Origin of the sequence: Streptomyces sp. NPDC002588, assembly GCF_040295925.1 — a bacterium.
Taxonomy (GTDB): domain Bacteria; phylum Actinomycetota; class Actinomycetes; order Streptomycetales; family Streptomycetaceae; genus Streptomyces.
The window spans coordinates 194189-211461 of sequence record NZ_JBEOWF010000006.1 but is presented as its reverse complement, the minus strand read 5'-3'; the positions used below and the strand labels follow the sequence as shown (position 1 = coordinate 211461).

Annotated in this window: 17 protein-coding genes; 9 read left to right on the top strand and 8 right to left on the bottom strand. The window is 72.5% G+C overall.

The annotated features are described in order from the left end of the window. Positions 1-75: 75 nt before the first annotated feature. The 4 genes from hutI to hutU form a co-directional block, all read right to left on the bottom strand. The gene (hutI, locus tag ABT057_RS09260) at positions 76-1251 is read right to left on the bottom strand and encodes an imidazolonepropionase (RefSeq protein WP_352341841.1); all 1176 of its coding nucleotides are present in this window, start codon (positions 1249-1251) and stop codon (positions 76-78) included. A 35-nt stretch (positions 1252-1286) separates the two neighbouring features. After that, positions 1287-2636 carry a formimidoylglutamate deiminase gene (locus tag ABT057_RS09255; RefSeq protein ID WP_352341840.1) on the bottom strand — a complete coding sequence of 450 codons (1350 nt, stop codon included), beginning with the start codon at positions 2634-2636 and terminating at the stop codon, positions 1287-1289. Next, on the bottom strand, positions 2633-3835 hold the full coding sequence (locus ABT057_RS09250) for an allantoate amidohydrolase (RefSeq protein WP_352341898.1): 1203 nt from the start codon (positions 3833-3835) through the stop codon (positions 2633-2635). Before ABT057_RS09250 ends, ABT057_RS09255 begins: the two co-directional genes overlap by 4 nt. Positions 3836-3975: 140 nt before the next feature. Next, the gene (gene hutU, locus ABT057_RS09245) at positions 3976-5640 is read right to left on the bottom strand and encodes a urocanate hydratase (protein WP_352341839.1); all 1665 of its coding nucleotides are present in this window, start codon (positions 5638-5640) and stop codon (positions 3976-3978) included. 450 nt (positions 5641-6090) lie between these two features. Between hutU and ABT057_RS09240 the strand changes: the two genes are divergently transcribed. Genes ABT057_RS09240 through ABT057_RS09225 form a run of 4 tightly spaced genes read left to right on the top strand, consistent with a single transcriptional unit; the run spans position 6091 to position 8422 of the window. After that, positions 6091-6507: a hypothetical protein gene (locus ABT057_RS09240; protein WP_352341838.1), complete on the top strand. Its 417-nt coding sequence runs from the start codon at positions 6091-6093 to the stop codon at positions 6505-6507. Then, positions 6504-7418 (top strand): transcriptional regulator, encoded by a 915-nt coding sequence (locus ABT057_RS09235; RefSeq protein WP_352341837.1) that lies wholly within the window; start codon positions 6504-6506, stop codon positions 7416-7418. The genes ABT057_RS09240 and ABT057_RS09235 overlap by 4 nt, the downstream gene beginning before the upstream one ends. A gap of 34 nt (positions 7419-7452) precedes the next feature. Then, positions 7453-8025, top strand: coding sequence for a roadblock/LC7 domain-containing protein (locus ABT057_RS09230; RefSeq protein WP_352341836.1), 573 nt, complete (start codon positions 7453-7455; stop codon positions 8023-8025). Positions 8026-8047: 22 nt separating this feature from the next. After that, complete coding sequence (locus tag ABT057_RS09225; RefSeq protein ID WP_352341835.1) at positions 8048-8422, top strand: roadblock/LC7 domain-containing protein; 375 nt, start codon at positions 8048-8050, stop codon at positions 8420-8422. On the opposite strand, the gene ABT057_RS09220 is transcribed toward ABT057_RS09225, so the two are convergent. From ABT057_RS09220 to ABT057_RS09210, 3 genes are all read right to left on the bottom strand, one after another. After that, positions 8423-9007 (bottom strand): hypothetical protein, encoded by a 585-nt coding sequence (locus tag ABT057_RS09220; protein WP_352341834.1) that lies wholly within the window; start codon positions 9005-9007, stop codon positions 8423-8425. Positions 9008-9101: 94 nt separating this feature from the next. After that, the gene (locus ABT057_RS09215; RefSeq protein ID WP_502973833.1) at positions 9102-9986 is read right to left on the bottom strand and encodes a MurR/RpiR family transcriptional regulator; all 885 of its coding nucleotides are present in this window, start codon (positions 9984-9986) and stop codon (positions 9102-9104) included. After that, on the bottom strand, positions 9983-11500 hold the full coding sequence (locus ABT057_RS09210; RefSeq protein WP_352341833.1) for an aromatic amino acid ammonia-lyase: 1518 nt from the start codon (positions 11498-11500) through the stop codon (positions 9983-9985). The genes ABT057_RS09215 and ABT057_RS09210 overlap by 4 nt, the downstream gene beginning before the upstream one ends. 142 nt (positions 11501-11642) lie before the next feature. On the opposite strand from ABT057_RS09210, the gene ABT057_RS09205 reads away from it, so the two are divergent. From ABT057_RS09205 to ABT057_RS09185, 5 genes are all read left to right on the top strand, one after another. Beyond that, complete coding sequence (locus ABT057_RS09205) at positions 11643-12677, top strand: ABC transporter ATP-binding protein (RefSeq protein ID WP_352341832.1); 1035 nt, start codon at positions 11643-11645, stop codon at positions 12675-12677. After that, a complete protein-coding gene (locus ABT057_RS09200; protein ID WP_352341831.1) occupies positions 12674-13315 on the top strand; it encodes an ABC transporter permease in 642 nt (213 codons plus the stop codon). The genes ABT057_RS09205 and ABT057_RS09200 overlap by 4 nt, the downstream gene beginning before the upstream one ends. A gap of 1 nt (position 13316) precedes the next feature. Further along, positions 13317-13979, top strand: a complete 663-nt coding sequence (locus tag ABT057_RS09195) for an ABC transporter permease (RefSeq protein ID WP_352341830.1) — start codon at positions 13317-13319, stop codon at positions 13977-13979. A 34-nt stretch (positions 13980-14013) separates the two neighbouring features. Continuing rightward, a complete protein-coding gene (locus ABT057_RS09190) occupies positions 14014-14946 on the top strand; it encodes an ABC transporter substrate-binding protein (RefSeq protein WP_352341829.1) in 933 nt (310 codons plus the stop codon). A 122-nt stretch (positions 14947-15068) separates the two neighbouring features. Then, complete coding sequence (locus ABT057_RS09185; protein ID WP_352341896.1) at positions 15069-15494, top strand: hypothetical protein; 426 nt, start codon at positions 15069-15071, stop codon at positions 15492-15494. Between the two features lie 356 nt (positions 15495-15850). Here ABT057_RS09185 and ABT057_RS09180 read toward each other — a convergent pair whose 3' ends face one another. After that, positions 15851-17239: a cystathionine beta-synthase gene (locus ABT057_RS09180; protein ID WP_352341828.1), complete on the bottom strand. Its 1389-nt coding sequence runs from the start codon at positions 17237-17239 to the stop codon at positions 15851-15853. Positions 17240-17273 lie beyond the last annotated feature (34 nt).

Genomic DNA, 17273 nt, shown 5'->3' with positions numbered 1-17273 from the left:
ACCGCGGGTCCGTGAACGGGTGGAGGAGGCTGATCGGCCTTCTCGCCGCACGCCCGCCCGTTCCGGCCCCGGTCCTCAGACCACCCGTACGCCCCGTCGCCACACACCCGACACGAGCGGTACGCCGGGGCGGTAGGCGAGGTGGACGTGGCTGGGGGCGTCCAGGAGGGTCAGGTCGGCGTAGGCGCCGGGGGTGAGGCGGCCGATGTCCGTGCGGCGCAGGGCCGCCGCTCCGCCCGCCGTCGCCGACCAGACCGCCTCGTCCGGGGTCATGCCCATGTCCCGTACGGCGAGGGCGACGCAGAAGGGGACGGAGGAGGTGAACGACGAGCCCGGGTTGCAGTCGGTGGAGAGGGCGACCGTGACGCCCGCGTCGAGCAGCCGGCGGGCGTCCGGCCACTGGGCACGGGTGGAGAACTCGGCGCCGGGCAGGAGCGTGGCGACCGTGGCGCCGTTGGCGAGGGCGTCCACGTCCGCGTCCGTGAGGTGGGTGCAGTGGTCGGCGCTCGCCGCGTCGAGTTCGACGGCCAGCTGGACGCCGGGGCCGTGGGAGAGCTGGTTGGCGTGGATGCGCGGGTGCAGGCCCTTCGCCTTTCCCGCCGTCAGGATCGCCCGGGCCTGGTCGCCGTCGAAGGCGCCCTTCTCGCAGAACACGTCGATCCAGCGGGCGTGCGGGGCGCAGGCGTCGAGCATCTCGCCGGTGACCAGGGCCACGTACGCGGCCGGGTCGTCGGCGTAGTCGGGGGAGACGATGTGGGCGCCGAGGTAGGTGACCTCGTCGGTGTGGGCCGCGGCGAGGCGCAGGGCGCGGGCCTCGTCGGCGACCGTCAGGCCGTAGCCCGACTTCGTCTCGAAGGTGGTCGTGCCCTGGAGGAGGGCCTCGGAGAGGTAGCGGGTGAGGTTGGCCTCCAGTTCGGCGTCCGTGGCCGCGCGGGTCGCCGCGACCGTCGTGCGGATGCCGCCGGCGGTGTAGGAGCGGCCCGACATGCGGGCGTTGAACTCCTGCGTCCGGTCGCCCGCGAAGACCAGGTGGGAGTGGGAGTCGACGAAGCCGGGGAGGACCGCGCGGCCGCCCGCGTCGACCCGATTGTCAGTGGCGGGTGCTTTGCTTGAGTCACCGGTCCACACGACGCGGTCGCCTTCGATGACGACGGCCGCGTCCGGGATGAGACCGAGAGGGGAGCGGTCACCGAGGGAGGGGTCGTTGGTTACCAGTGTGGCGATGCCGGTGATGACGGTGCTGCTGCTCATCGTGTCCTCGTGGGTGGCGGTGCGGGGGGCGTTGGTCAGCCGCGCAGGGCTTCGACGGCCCGCGCGAGGGCCCGTGGCACATCGGGTACGAGCGTGTGGACGCCGTCGCGTACGACGTGCCGTCCCGCGACGACCGTGTGCCGGACGTCCGCCGCGGTCGCCGCGAATACGGCGGTCTCGGCGCCGAGCCGGGGCAGCGGGCCCGCTGTCCTGACGGTGTCGAGGGCGATGGTCGTGAAGTCGGCGGCGGCGCCGGTCTCCAGGATGCCCGCGTCCGGGCGGCCGAGGGCCGCGTGACCGTCGGCGGAGGCGGCGCGCAGCAGGGCGGCCGCCGTCCAGTGACCGCGGGTGCGGGAGCGCAGGCGCTCGTCGAGCTCCATCGCGCGGGCCTCTTCGAGCAGGTCGATGACGGCGTGGCTGTCGGAGCCGAGGGAGAGCGGGGAGCCCTCGTTCTGGAGGGCGACGGCCGGCCCGACACCGTCCGCGAGGTCCCGCTCCGTCGTCGGGCACATGCAGGTGCCGGTGCCGCTGCCGCCGATGAGGGAGATGTCCTCGGCGGTGAGGTGGGTGTTGTGGACGCCGGTGGTGCGCGGTCCGAGGACGCCGTGCAGGGCGAGGAGCTGCGTCGGGGTGCAGCCGTGGACCTCGAGGCACGCCTCGTTCTCGGCGGTCTGCTCGGAGAGGTGGACGTGTAGCGGCGCCCCGCGCTCCTCGGCCCACCGCGCCACGGTCGCCAGCTGGTCGGCGGGCACGGCCCGCACCGAGTGGACGGCGGCCCCGATCCGCGCGTGATCCCGTTCCTTGAGAAGTGAACAGCGTTCGGCCCAGGCGTCCGCGCTGCCGTCGGAGAAGCGGAGCTGGTGGGCGTTGGGGGGCTGGCCGAAGCCGGAGGAGAGATAGGCGGTGTCGAGGAGGGTGATGCGGATGCCGGCTTCGGCGGCGGCCTCGATCAGGGCCTCGCCCATCGCGTTGGGGTCGGCGTAGGGGGTGCCGTCGGGGGCGTGGTGCACATAGTGGAACTCGCCCACCGCCGTGATGCCGGCGAGCGCCATCTCGGCGTACACCGCGCGGGCGAGCGCATGGTACGTCTCGGGGGTCAGCCGGTCCGCGAAGGAGTACATGGTCTCGCGCCAGGTCCAGAAGGTGCCTGAGCCGACCTGGACGGTGCCGCGCAGGGCGCGGTGGAAGGCGTGGGAGTGGGCGTTGGCCAGGCCCGGGAGGGTGAGGCCGCGCAGGATCTCGGCGCCGGCCGGCGGGGTTTCGGTGCCGGTCCGGACGGCGGTGATGCGGCCGTCCGTCACCTCGAGGGCGACGCCCGGCTCGACGAGGGGGTCGAGCCAGGCGTGCTCCAGCCAGTAGGTCCGTGTCCGCTGCGGGGAGGTCACGAGCAGGCCAGTCCTTCCAGTACGTCGGCGAGGGCGTGCACGCCGGCCACGCAGTCGTCCTCGGCCGCTGATTCCGCCGGGGAGTGCGAGACGCCCGTGGGGTTGCGCACGAACAGCATGGCGGTCGGGACCCGCCCGGAGAGGATCCCGGCGTCGTGTCCGGCACCGGTGCCCAGGACGGGGACCCTGAGGCCGGTGTCCTTGCCGAGAATGCGGGCGAGTTCGTCGCGCAGGGCGTGGTCGAACTCGACGACCGGGGTGAAGGACTCGCGGACGACGTCCAGGTTCACACCGTGTGCCTCGGCGTACGCGCGGGCGGCCCGCTCGATGCCGCCGACCACCGTGTCGAGGGTGGCCTGGTCCTCGGCGCGGGAGTCGAGCCAGCCCCGCACCAGGGAGGGGATGGCGTTGACGCCGTTCGGCTCGACGGAGATCTTGCCGAAGGTGGCGACGGCACCGGCGAGTTCGGCCTCGCGGCGGGCGGCGAGGACCGTCTCGGCGTACGACAGCATCGGGTCGCGGCGGTCGACGAGCCTGGTCGTGCCCGCGTGGTTGGCCTCGCCCCGGAAGTCGAACCGCCAGCGGCCGTGCGGCCAGATGGCGCTGGCGACACCGACCGGATCGCCGGAGAGATCCAGCGCCCGTCCCTGTTCGACATGCAGTTCGACGAAGGCGCCGATGCGGGCCAGTCGTTCGGGATCCGCCCCGATGGCGTCGGGGTCGTGGCCTGCGGCCTCCATGGCGCGCGGCAGTGTGACTCCGTCGCCGTCGGTCAGCCTGTGCGCCTGCTCGACGGTGAGCTGCCCGCTGGTGAGGCGCGAGCCGACACAGGCCAGCCCGAACCGGGCCCCCTCCTCGTCACCGAAGTTCACGACGGCGAGCGGTTTGGTGAGCGTGGCTCCGCGCGCGCGGAGTTCGTCGAGCGCGGCGAAGGACGACACGACGCCGAGGGGCCCGTCGAAGGCGCCGCCGTCCGGCACGGAGTCGAGATGCGACCCGGTGACGACGGCGTCCCCGGCGGCGGGGTCCCCGAGCCAGGCCCACTGGTTCCCGTTCCGGTCGACCTCGTAGGCCAGCCCGCGCGCCTCGGCCCGCTCCTTGAACCAGGCCCGGCACTCGGCGTCGGCGGCCGTCCAGGCGTACCGCCGGTAGCCATGGGAGTCGGGGTGCCGGCCGATGGGCGCCAGCTCGCGCCACATCTCCTGGAAGGAGGGCACGTCCCGTGAGCCGGCCCGCACAGGCTGTGCGCAGTCGTTCCGCGGGGCGGAACGGATGGGCACAGCCGGACCGGCACCCGGCGACGGGAGCCCGGCCCCCACCGAGGAGTCGCCGTTCTCCGTCACGCCGGATCACCCTCCCGCATGGGCACCCGCACACCGCGCTCGTCGGCGACCGACTCCGCGATGTCGTACCCCGCGTCCACGTGCCGGATGACGCCCATCCCGGGGTCGTTGGTCAGCACGCGCCGGATCTTCTCGCCAGCGAGCTTCGTTCCGTCGGCCACGGAGACCTGGCCCGCGTGGATCGACCGTCCCATGCCCACACCGCCGCCGTGGTGGAGGGAGACCCAGGACGCGCCCGAGGCCACGTTCACCATCGCGTTCAGCAGCGGCCAGTCGGCGATCGCGTCGGAGCCGTCGAGCATGGCCTCGGTCTCGCGGTAGGGCGAGGCGACGGAGCCGCAGTCGAGGTGGTCGCGGCCGATGGCCAGCGGTGCCGCCAGCTCACCGGAGGCCACCATGTCGTTGAAGCGCTCGCCGGCCTTGTCGCGCTCGCCGTAGCCGAGCCAGCAGATGCGGGCCGGGAGGCCCTGGAAGTGGACCCGCTCCCCCGCCAGCTTGATCCAGCGGGCCAGGGACTCGTTCTCCGGGAAGAGGTCGAGGATCGCCTTGTCGGTCTTGGCGATGTCGGCCGGGTCTCCGGACAGGGCGGCCCAGCGGAAGGGGCCCTTGCCCTCGCAGAACAACGGCCGGATGTACGCGGGCACGAACCCGGGGAAGGCGAACGCCCGCTCGTATCCGGCGAGTCGGGCCTCGCCGCGGATGGAGTTGCCGTAGTCGAAGACCTCGGCGCCGGCGTCCAGGAAGCCGACCATCGCCTCGACGTGCCGGGCCATGGACTCGCGGGCGCGGGTGGTGAAGCCGGCCGGGTCCTTCGCGGCGGCGTCGGCCATGTCCTCGAAGGCGATGCCGGTCGGCAGGTAGGACAGCGGGTCGTGGGCGGAGGTCTGGTCGGTGACGATGTCGATGGGGGCGCTCATGGCGAGGAGCTGCGGAACCAGTTCGGCCGCGTTGCCGAGGACGCCGATGGACAGCGGCCTGCGCTGGTCGCGGGCCTCGACGGCCAGTTGGAGGGCGTGCTCCAGCGAGTCGGCCTTCACGTCGAGGTAGCGGTGCTCGATGCGGCGCTCGATCGCGCGGGGGTCGCAGTCGACGCAGATCGCGACGCCGTCGTTCATGGTGACGGCGAGCGGCTGGGCGCCGCCCATGCCGCCGAGGCCGGCCGTGAGGGTGATGGTCCCGGCGAGGGTGCCGCCGAACTTCTTCGCGGCGACGGCGGCGAAGGTCTCGTAGGTGCCCTGCAGGATGCCCTGGGTGCCGATGTAGATCCAGGAGCCGGCGGTCATCTGGCCGTACATGGTCAGCCCGAGCTGTTCCAGCCGGCGGAACTCCTCCCAGTTGGCCCAGTCGCCGACGAGGTTGGAGTTGGCGATGAGGACGCGCGGGGCCCACTCGTGGGTCTGCATGACGCCGACCGGCCGGCCGGACTGGACAAGCATCGTCTCGTCCTGCTTCAGGGTCCTGAGCGTGCGGACCATCGCGTCGAAGGAGCGCCAGTCGCGGGCCGCCTTGCCGGTGCCGCCGTAGACGACGAGCTTGTCGGGGTGTTCGGCGACCTCGGGGTCGAGGTTGTTCTGCAGCATCCGCAGCGCGGCCTCCTGCTGCCATCCCAGGGCGCTCAGTTCCGTACCGCGGGGCGCTCGTACGGGGCGGGGTCCTGACATGGTCTGCCTCCTTGCGGATGGTTCATCCCGGCGTACTGTTGCTGTCGCTATTCACATCCTGACCCGCTGAATAGAACTAGTCAATACATCGCGGCGACCGGGCGGGTGGAGAAGGTCCACCGAGGAAGGCGGCGGGAGGGCGCGGAAGAGGCGAGAACGGGGACGGGGAGGGGGCGGGAAAGGGCCCGAGGGAGTGGGGAGCGGGGCGCGCGCGACCGGCTTCACCACCCCTCGCGGGCGGTCGCGCCGTTGACGTATGCGGTGGGCGCGGTGTTGAAGGGACGCATGGGGCGTGGCGGCTTTAAACGGGGCCAGCCGACCCACCCTAGTCACCCCGCCGCATGTTCCGCTGGAAAATGCCAGATCCCTCACCCGCGGCACTGACGTTGCGTAGCTTCTTCATCACTCATCCGAACTCATCCGAACCGCAGGCGGGAGGGGAGCCGAACGGTGCCCGGAATCGACGAGTGCCTACTGGAGGCCATGCGGCTGCCCGGGGCCCGGGGAGCCGCGCTGGTCGACTGGACCAGCGGACTGGCGCTGGGCTCGGTCGGCGAGTTCCCGGGCGGCGACCACGAGGCGGCGGCGGCCGAGGCCGCGGAGGTCGCGCGGCTGACGGCGGAGCAGCGCGCGTTCACGCCCGACGGCGCGGGTGCCGGTCACGAGAGCGACGGAGCGGGGGCGGCCGACCCTCCCGTGGAGGATCTGATCATCAGCAACCGGGACAGTTACCACCTGCTGCGGTTCGTGCCGACGTCCTTCGACAGCAGTGTGTTCCTGCATGTGTGGCTGGGCCGGTCGGACGGCAATCTCGCGCTGGCCAGGATCCGGCTGGGCGAGATGGCCGGACGGCTGGTGCTGGGATGACGCTCGTGGGGACGCCACCGCAGGGCACGACCCCGCCGCCCCGGCTGCCGGTGCGGGAGAGATCGACGGCGAGGGACCGCTCGAGCCACCTGCTGTCGCCGATGCTGAACCGGCTGGCGGCCGAGCGGGCCACCGGGGTCCTGGAGCGCGAGCGCGGCTCGCTGTACCTCGCCGAGGGCCGTGTGGTGCACGCCGAGAGCCCGTTCGCCCCGGGGCTCGACGTGCTCCTCCTGACCCACGGCACACTCGACGCCGGTTCCTGGCGGGCGGCGCTGGAGCGGGCCGACGCGAAGCACAGTGCGCTGCGGCTGCTGCTCGACGCCGACCGCATCCCGCGCGGCGCGCTGGAGCTGTGCCACCTGGGGGCGTTGTACGACGCGGCGTACTTCGCGCTCGCCCCCAGCAGCACACCGGGCCGTTTCCTGTACGGCGCGGGGTCCCCGCTCGCCGGGCCGCGGGCGGTTCCGGTGGGCGCGCTGGAGAAGGAGACGCTGCGCCGCCGCGAGATGCTGGACCGGCTCTGGCCGGACCCGCTGGCGGACGGGGCGCCGCTGCTGCGGGCCGAAGCGGTCGCCGCGCCCGCGCCTACCGCGCGGCAGAGCGCCGTACTGGCTCTCGTGGACGGGGTGCGCACGGCCGCGGACATCGCGCGGGAGCTGGGCCGGCAGGCGTTCCACACCCTGGTGGACGTCCGCAGGCTGGCCGCCGCCGGACTGCTGACGGCGCTCTTCCCCCCTCCCCCGCCACCGGCCCCGGCGTCCTCGCCGTACCCCGCCACCGCGGCGGCGCCGGGCGCGGCCCCGCCCGTCCCGCCCACCGACCACCCCCCACCGGGCATCTCCCTGCCCCGAGTCAACGACCCCGACATCACCTTGCTGAAGAGGCTCAGGGATGCGCTGGAGGCCCTTTGAGCGGCAGCGACCGCGCGACGGGAGGAGCGAGTTGATGGCCGCCGGCCCCGAGATAACCGCCGAGCTCCGCCGGCTGCGGGCCCGGGTGCCCCACCTGACGGGGGCGCTCGCGGCCGGCGTGGACGGGCTCGTCCTCGCCCATGACACGCCCGGCGTGGAGCCCGAGGGGGTGGCCGCGCTCACCGCCGCCGCCCTCGGTGTCGCGGTGCGGATGGCGGACGCGACCGGGCAGGGCGACTTCCGCGAACTGCTCGTGCGCGGGATGTACGGGTACGTCGCCACGTACGCGGCGGGCGACAGCGCCGTACTGACGGTGCTCGCGCAGGACCGGGTCAACGTCGGGCGGCTGCATCTGGAGGGCCGCCGGGCCGGTGCCCGGATCGGGGACGTCGTCGACGCGTACGAGGCGAAGGCGCGGGCGGCCAGGGCGCGGGAACCGAGGGCGCTGCCCGCGAGGCCCGCGCCGAAGCCTCCCGTGCGGACGCCCCTGCGGCCCGCCCTCCCCCCACCGGGGACGGAGCCGGACCCCGCGCCGGCGCCACCCCCACGGACCAGATCGGCGCGCGGCGGTGCAACCGCCAACGCGCGCACCACCACGGAAAGTTGAGAAGGAACCGAGGAGCACAGTCATGGCCAATACCGAAACCGCACTGAAAGAGGCGCTCGCCTCCATCGAGGGCGCGACAGCCGCCGCGCTCGTCGACTACACCAGCGGGATGGCGCTGGGCACCCTGGGCGGCAGCAAGGGCTTCGACCTGAACGTCGCCGCCGCAGGGAACACCGACGTGGTGCGCTCCAAGATGCGCACCATGGAGCACCTCGGGCTGAAGGCGCAGATCGAGGACATCCTGATCACGCTGTCCGACCAGTACCACCTGATCCGCCTGATCAGCGGCCGCGGCGGCAACGGCCTCTTCCTCTACCTGGTGCTCGACGCCAAGCGCGCCAACCTGGCGATGGCCCGCCACCAGTTGCGGAAGATCGAGGAGGACCTGGAGGTCTGACTAGACGTAGGTCTCGGCGCGGCGGCGGGCCCCTCCGGGGGCCGCGTCGCCCGCCGCGATGCCGGTGCCGCGATACGCCTTGACGGTCTTGCCGGCCGGGCGGCCGCCGTACCGGCCGAGCCAGTCGACGCGCACCCAGAGCAGTGCGTCCCCGTCCCGTTCGCGCCGGCCGAGCCAGCCGGCCTTCAGCCGCAGGCCGGTGCCGATGCCGGCGAGCAGCATGCCGCCGGCGGCGGGCAGCGCGAACGAGCTGCCCAGCGCGGCCGCGAAGGCGAGGAGCAGCCACCAGCGGTGGCCCCGCCGCCAGGCGCGGACCGTGACGGCCCGGTCCTGGAGCACATCGTGTCTGCCGGCCCGGGCGGCGCCCCGGGCGAGTTCGGTGTAGCGCCGGCGCCCGCGCAGCGCCACCACGGCCATGGCCACGATGAACAGCGCGGCTCCGGCCATGACCCCGATCCGGCGGCCCGTGAACCCGGGCGGCAGCACGCCGACCCCGGCCGCGAACACCCCGGCCCACCACAACGGGGCGGCTCCGGCCCGTACCACGACGGCCACCCGAGCCAGCCCCTGACCTCCACGCGACACTGTTCCGCCTCCTCACCGACAGGTCCCGTCCGGCCAGGCACGCTAGCGAGCGAACGTGAGACGAGTCTGAGAGCGGCCCGGACCGGTGACGGCGCTACTCGACGAACAGCCCCCGGGCGGCCGCGCGGGCGTCGAACTCCTCCAGGCGGGCCTGCGCGTCGGGCAGGTCGTCGCACATCGCCTCCAGCAGGACGCGGCCCAGCAGCATGGGCGCGCACGCCGTGTCGAAGGCGAGCCCGGTGCCGACGGCGGCCGGCAGCAGCAGGTCGGAGCCCTTGGCGACCGGCGCGAACGCGGAGTCGGCGACGGTGACGACGGTCAGCCCGGCCCCCTTCGCGTAGGCGAGGGTGTCCAGGACCTCGCGCGGATGCCGGGGCAGCGCGAAGCACAGCAGGGCGGAGGCACCGGCGCGTACCGCGGCGTCGATGCGGTCGTGGATCATCGTGCCGCCCTCGTTGAGCAGCCGTACGTCCGGGTGGACCTTGGCGGCGAAGTACGCGAAGCCGTACGCCTGGGAGGCGGCGGCGCGCAGTCCGAGCACGGGCAGCGGGCGGGACGCGGCCAGCAGCCGGCCGGCCCGCTGCACCGGGCGCGGGTCGGCGAGCAGTTCGGCGAGGTGCCTGAGGTTCTCGATCTCGGCCTCGACTGCCTGCTGGTACTCGTTGTACGACAGCGAGCCCGCCGGCTGATCGCCGGGGGTGACCTCGCGCAGGTGCTTGCGCAGGGCGGGGTAGCCGTCGAAGCCGAGGGCGACGGCGAAGCGGGTCACGGACGGCTGGCTGACCCCGGCGAGTTCGGCGAGTTCCACGCTGGAGAGGAAGGGCACGTCGGCGGCGCGCCGCACCATGCTGTGGGCGATGCGCCGCTGGGTCGGCGTCAGCCGGTGTCCCTCGAAGAGCGCCTGCAACCGCCCCGCGGGCGTGTCCGCCACACCCGCCTCGCCCACACCCGTGCCGCCCATGTCGGTCTCCGCGCTCATGCCCCGCTCCCCCTCCAGATGTCCGTGAACCGGTCCAGCAGCCGGGCCGCCGCGCGCACGTCGTCCGTGAGCGGCCGGTCGGCCTGTTCCGCGCCGAGCACCGCCTCGGCGAGTTCCAGCGCCCGCCCGGCCGGAAGCCCCGGCTCGGGCCGCAGCTCGCGCTGGCGCAGCGCCCGTACGGCGGCGACGAGTTCGCAGCCGACGACGAGACGGTACGCGGCGCACGCGCGCAGTGTCTGCCGGGCGGCGAGAGAGGCGAAACTGGCCTGTTCCTCGACGCCCCGGGAGAGTACAGCGTGGCCGAGCGACGCGGGAGCGGAGAAGGCGCGCAGGTCACCGAGCGCGGCCGCGGCGGCGTACTCCAGGATCATCACCCCGGAGGAGGCGGGCTGGTCGTCGGCGAGGAAGGGGCGCAGCCGGGTGTAGGCGGGTTCGTTGAGGGTGGACAGGCGGGAGGTGGACAGGCGGGCCACCTGGGTGAGGGCCAGCCGGAAGTGGTCCAGGGCGAGGGCGAGCTGGGCCTGGTAGAAGCCGCCGTGGTGGTAGGCCGCGAAGTCGTCGGGGGAGATGAGGGGGTTCTCGGCGGCCGCGTTGATCTCGACGTCGAGCACCGCCTCGAGGGCGTCGGCGGCGTCGTGCGCGGGGCCGTGGATCTGGGGCAGGCAGCGGAAGCCGTACGGGTCCTGGATCCGGCCGAGGGGAGGGGTGGGCCGGTCCTCGGCACCGATCAGCTCCCGCATCCGGCGGGCGACCTCGGTGGAGCCGCGGTGGGGGCGGGCGGCGTGCACGGGGGCGGCGTACGCCTCGTGCGAGCCGTCCACGGCCAGCAGGGACAGGGCGGCGACGACCTGGGTCGCCTCGATCAGGCCGCGCAGTTCGTGCAGGGCGAGCGCGGACTGACCGAGGGTGAGGGCGTTGCTGCTGATCAGGGCGAGGGCGTCGTTGTTGTCGAGGGGCTGCGGCTCGGGAGCGCCGTCGCCGCGCCAGGGATGCTCCCCCACCAGCGCCAGCCCCACCTGGGCGAGTGCCGCCAGGTCGCCCGTGCCCACCGAGCCGAATTCGTTGACGACCGGGTGGGCCCCGCTCTCCAGGGCCTCGCAGAGCGCGGTGACGACGGTGGGGCGCAGGCCGGCGCCGCCGGCGAGGAGCTGGTTCGCGCGGACTGCGAGCATCGCGCGGACCTCCCGGGCGGGCAGTTCCTCCCCGATCGCGCCGGCGTGGCTGCGCAGCAGCCGCAGTCCGTGTTCGGCGGCCGCCTCGGTGGGCACGTCCTCGTTCCGGTTGGCGCCGACGCCGGTGGAGCGGCCGTAGACGCGTCCGGTCGCGGCGATCTGCCGGGCGGCGTCCCAGACCTCGGTCATCCGGCGCGTCGCGTCGGTGCCGGGCACCGGTCGTGCGGTGCCGTCGGCGAGGCGCACGACGTCCGGGACCCCGAGGGCGACTCCGTCAAGGACGACGAGGCCACTGTGCACGATCCCCACGTCCTTCGGTTCGTCCGCGATCCGAGACGACATATGACCTCGTACTCCCCTCAATCCGGACACTCGATCTTGCCCACCGGTCATCAGTTACGTCGGATTAACACCGAACCGTTGACAAGCTATTCATCTACCAAGAACTCTGCATGACGTTATACAGCCGGGCAAGGGACAACTCATGATCCAGTTCGACGCGGTGCACAAGCGCTTCCCCAACGGCACGACAGCAGTCCACGACCTCACCCTGGAAATGCCGGAAGGCGGCGTGACCGTCCTGGTCGGATCCTCCGGTTGCGGCAAGACCACCACCCTGCGGATGATCAACCGGATGGTCGACCCGACCTCCGGCACCATCGAGGTCGGCGGCAAGGACGTCACCCGGCAGGACGCGGCCGAACTGCGCCGCTCCATCGGCTACGTCATCCAGCAGTCCGGCCTCTTCCCGCACCGCACGGTGCTCGACAACATCGCCACCGTGCCGCTGCTGCTCGGCCACGGCCGCCGCAGGGCACGGGCCCGCGCCGCCGAGCTGCTGGAGACCGTCGGCCTGTCCGCCGACGCCGGCAAGCGTTACCCGCACCAGCTCTCCGGCGGCCAGCAGCAGCGTGTCGGTGTGGCCCGCGCGCTCGCCGCCGACCCGCCGGTGCTCCTCATGGACGAGCCCTTCGGTGCCGTCGACCCGGTCGTGCGCACCCAGCTCCAGGACGAACTGCTCCGGCTCCAGAAGGAGTTGAACAAGACCATCGTCTTCGTCACCCATGACATCGACGAGGCCGTCCGGCTCGGCGACCGCATCGCCGTCTTCCGCACCGGCGGCCACCTCGTCCAGTGCGCCCCGCCCGCCGAACTGCTCGCCCGCCCCGCCGACGACTTCGTCGCCGACTTCCTCGGCGCCGAGCGCGGCCTCAAGCTGCTCTCGCTGAAGACCCTCGCCGACGTGCCGCAGGGCCCGGCCCCCGAGGGCGGCGCCTGGAGTCTCGTCCTCGACGCGCAGCGCAAGCCGCTCCACTGGGCCTCGAAGGACGCCGAACTGCCGGTCCGGTCCCTGAAGGACACCGACTCGCTCCTCGCCGCGCTCGACGAGTCCGTCGCCTCCCCCACCGGCCTGGTGGCCCGCGTGGACGCGGACGGCGTCCTCACCGGCGTCACCTCCCGCGACGACATCCACGCCCACGCCGGGCAGGCGCACGCGGAAGCGCGGGTGACCGCATGACCATCGACTGGTCCTGGATATCGGGCCACACCGACGACCTGACCACCCTCACGCTCTCCCATCTCCAGGCCGCCCTGACCGCGGTCGCCCTCGGTCTGCTGATCTCCCTCCCCCTCGCGGTGCTCGCCCACCGCGTCCGCCCCCTGCGCGGTTTCCTGCTCGGGCTCTCGAACATCCTGTTCACGATCCCGTCGATCGCGATCTTCGTACTGCTGCTGCCGGTCAGTGGCCTCACCCGCACCACGACCGTGATCGGTCTGACCGTCTACACCCTGGTCGTGCTGCTGCGGAACACGGTCGAGGGCCTGGACTCCGTGCCCGCGAAGACCAAGGAGGCGGCCAAGGCGATGGGCACGCGCCCCCTGCGCACGCTGCTGACCGTCGAGTTCCCGCTCGCGCTCCCCGTGATCATGGCGGGCGTCCGGATCGCGACCGTCATGTCGATCTCCCTGGTCTCGGTCGCCACCTACATCGGCGACGGCGGTCTCGGCCAGCTCTTCACCGACGGCTTCCAGCGCGACTTCCCGACCCCGGTGATCGCGGGCGTGGTCCTCACGCTCCTTCTCGCGGTCGTCGCGGACGCGGCGCTGGTGGCCCTCCAGTACGTCCTGACCCCCTGGCGGAGGCGGCGAGCCTGACATGTACGAACTCCTCAAGAACCTCGGCTCCTGGCTGACCAGCGGCTCCCAGTGGTCCGGCTCCGACGGCATCGCGCACCGCCTGGCCGAACACCTCCAGTACTCGCTGCTCGCCACCCTCATCGCCGCCGTGATCGGTCTTCCGCTCGGCCTGCTGATCGGCCACACGGGCAGGGGCGCGTTCCTCGCGATCAACCTGTCGTCCTTCGGGCGGGCCCTGCCGACCGTCGGCCTGGTCGTACTGGTCTTCCTCGCCAGCGGCCTGTCCATGTGGCCGGTGTACATCGCGCTGGTCGCCCTCGCGGTCCCGGCGATCGTCACCAACACCTACGCCGGCATGACGGCCGTCGACCCGGACGTGAAGGACGCGGCACGCGGCCAGGGCATGCGCGGCCATCAGGTCCTCCTCCAGGTGGAACTGCCGCTGGCCCTCCCCCTGATCATGACCGGGCTGCGGCTCGCGCTCATCCAGGTCGTCGCGACGGCGACCATCGCCGCCTACGTCTCCTTCGGCGGCCTCGGCCGCTACGTCTTCGACGGCCTGGCCCAGCGCGACCTCGTGCAGGTCCTCGGCGGCGCGGTGCTGGTCGCCGGGATCGCCGTCGCCCTCGACCTGCTGCTCGCCGCCCTCCAGCGCTTCCTCTTCCGCCACCGCACCGCCTGACCCACCGCCTAGGGACAACAGGGATATCAGCGACATGAACCGACGCACTCTCCTCGGCGGCCTCTTCGCAGCGGCCTCCGTCCCCGCCCTCTCCGCCTGCGCGAGCGGCATCACCTCCCTCGACGGAGGCGGCGACACGTCCGGTGGCGGCGGCTCCAGCACGGGCGGCGTCACCATCGGCACCGCCAACTTCACCGAGAACCAGGTGCTGGGCTACCTCTACGCCGCCGTCCTCACCCAGGCCGGCGTGAAGGTGAAGGTCCGCCCCAACCTCGGCACCCGCGAGATCGTGATCCCCGCGCTCAGGGGCGGCGACATCGACCTGCTGCCCGAGTACCAGGGCGCCCTGCTGGACTACCTCGACCCGAAGGCCACGGCGACCGAGGAGGGCGAGATGCAGAACGCCCTCACCATCGCGCTGCCGTCCGGCCTCCAGGTCCTGCCGTACGGCCTCGCCGAGGACGCCGACGCGTTCGTCGTCACCCGTGGGACGGCCGAGAAGTACGGGCTGGCCTCGCTGGCCGACCTGAAGAAGCAGAACGGCAAGCTGATCATCGGCGCCGCGCCCGAGGTGAAGAAGCGCCAGGTGGGCGTGGTCGGCCTCAAGGAGGTGTACGGGGTCGAGTTCAAGGAGTTCAAGTCCCTCGACTCCTCCGGCCCGCTGGTCAAGGGTGCCCTGAAGAAGGGGAACATCGACGTGGCGAACCTCTTCACCACCGACACCGACATCGAGGACAACGACTGGGTGGTGCTCAGCGACCCGGAGAACCTCATCCCGGGCCAGCACATCGTGCCCCTCATCGCCGACCGCAAGGCCGACTCCACGGTCCGAAAGGCCCTCGCCCGGCTCGGCAACGTCCTCACCACCGCCCATCTCACCGACCTCAACCGGCAGGTGGACACCGACAAGAAGGACCCCGAGGACGTGGCGAACGCGTACGCGAAGCAGCACGGGCTGGCCAAGTAGAAGCGGTGCTCCCGTGACTCCTCGCCCCTCCTGTGACCCCGACCCGGACAGGGGGGCTGTCCCCAGTGCGCGGCGCGCCCCCGCTCCCTACCGTTGAGTCCATGACGGGATGGGAGACGGCCATGGACGCGCGGGACAGCGACCTGAAGAAGGAACTCGACGCCACCCTGCACGCGCGCAGGGAGCTGGGCGAGGAGTACGAGTCCGCGCTGGTCGACTCCTTCCTGGAGAAGGTCGACCAGCGCATCGACACGGCGGTGGAACGGCGGGTGCGCCGGGGGTTCGCGGAGACGCAGATGGCGTCGGCCCGCGACCGGCGCTCACCGAGGGCCACCGACACATGGGGCGAGCGCTTCGGCTTCGGCATCGTCTCGCTGGTGCTGGCGGTCCCGTTGTCCGCGATCGGCGCGGGCACCGCGCACCTGCCCGGTCTGATCGTCTCGTGGTTCGGCATCGTCGGCGTCAACGTCGTCCAGGCCGCCCGCAGCTACCCCGGCCTGTTCGGCGGCCGGCACCGCTCGTCGAAGGACGGCGACTGGGAGAAGTGACCCCGGAAGGCCGGCAGAGTCCGGAAAGTGTTGTGCGCGGGGACCGCCGCACCCCCGTTACCGGGGGGCGGGACGACGGCGGTCCCCGCGAGGGACGCGGGCCGGGTCAGGCCGGGCTCGCGTCCATGGCGTCTGTGGAGGTCCGGGAGCCGCTCCGGAGGTCCGTGACGCCGTTTGGGTTGCCGGCCCGGGCGGGGAGCCGCTCCCGCCCTGCCGACACCCACCAATCTGCCGGACGCGTGTTAAGCGTGTGCTGCGCGGACGTGACGCCCTCGTACCACTTCCGCGAAGTCCGTCGCCGGGGCGGGCAGACGGAATTTCGGCGTCGGCACCGGCCGTTCACCGGACGTTCGCCGCTACTTCCCGCCCTTGGCCAGGAAGGCCAGCAGGTCCTGACGGCTGACGACACCGGTGGGCTTGCCCTCGACCAGGACGATCGCCGCGTCCGCGCCGCCGAGCACCGACATCAGGTCACCGACCGGCTCACCGGAACCGACCTGCGGCAGCGGGGCCGACATGTGCTTCTCCAACGGGTCGGAGAGCGAGGCGCGCTGGGTGAACAGGGCGTCCAGGAGCTCCCGCTCGACGACCGAGCCGACGACCTCCGCCGCCATGACGTCCGGGTGCCCGGCGCCCGGCTTCACGATCGGCATCTGCGAGACGCCGTACTCGCGCAGCACCTCGATGGCCTGGCCGACGGTTTCGTCCGGGTGCATGTGGACGAGGGAGGGGATGGCGCCGTGCTCCTTGTCGTTGAGGACGTCGGCGACCCGCGCGGACGGGCCCTCGTCCTCGAGGAAGCCGTAGTCCGCCATCCATTCGTCGTTGAAGATTTTACTGAGATATCCGCGGCCGCTGTCCGGCAGCAGGACGACCACGACGTCGTCCTCCCCGAGCCGCTCGGCGACCCGCAGCGCGGCCACCACGGCCATCCCGCAGGAGCCGCCCACCAGCAGCCCCTCCTCCTTGGCCAGCCGCCGGGTCATCTGGAAGGAGTCCTTGTCGGAGACCGCGACGATCTCGTCCGCGACGGTCCGGTCGTAGGCGGTCGGCCAGAAGTCCTCGCCGACGCCCTCCACCAGGTACGGCCGCCCGGAGCCACCGGAGTACACCGACCCCTCGGGGTCGGCGCCGACGACCTGGACCCGGCCCTCGCTGACGTCCTTCAGATACCGCCCGGTGCCGGAGATGGTGCCGCCGGTGCCCACACCCGCCACGAAGTGGGTGATCCGCCCCTCCGTCTGCTCCCACAGCTCGGGGCCGGTGGAGTGGTAGTGGGAGAGCGGGTTGTTGGGGTTGGAGTACTGGTCGGGCTTCCACGCGCCCGGCGTCTCACGGACCAGCCGGTCGGAGACGTTGTAGTACGAGTCCGGGTGCTCCGGGTCGACGGCCGTCGGGCAGACGACGACCTCGGCCCCGTAGGCCCGCAGCACGTTGATCTTGTCGGTGCTCACCTTGTCGGGGCACACGAAGATGCACTTGTACCCCTTCTGCTGCGCCACGATCGCGAGCCCCACGCCGGTGTTCCCGCTGGTCGGCTCGACGATGGTGCCGCCCGGCTTCAGTTCCCCGCTCTGCTCGGCGGCCTCGATCATGCGCAGGGCGATGCGGTCCTTCACGGAACCGCCCGGGTTGAAGTACTCCACCTTGGCCAGAACGGTGGCCCGGATGCCCTTGGTCACACTGTTGAGCCGCACCAGCGGGGTGTCGCCGACGAGGCTGATCATCGAGTCGTGGAATCGCACCGTTGTCTCCGGTTGCTTGCAAAAACAGTGGTCG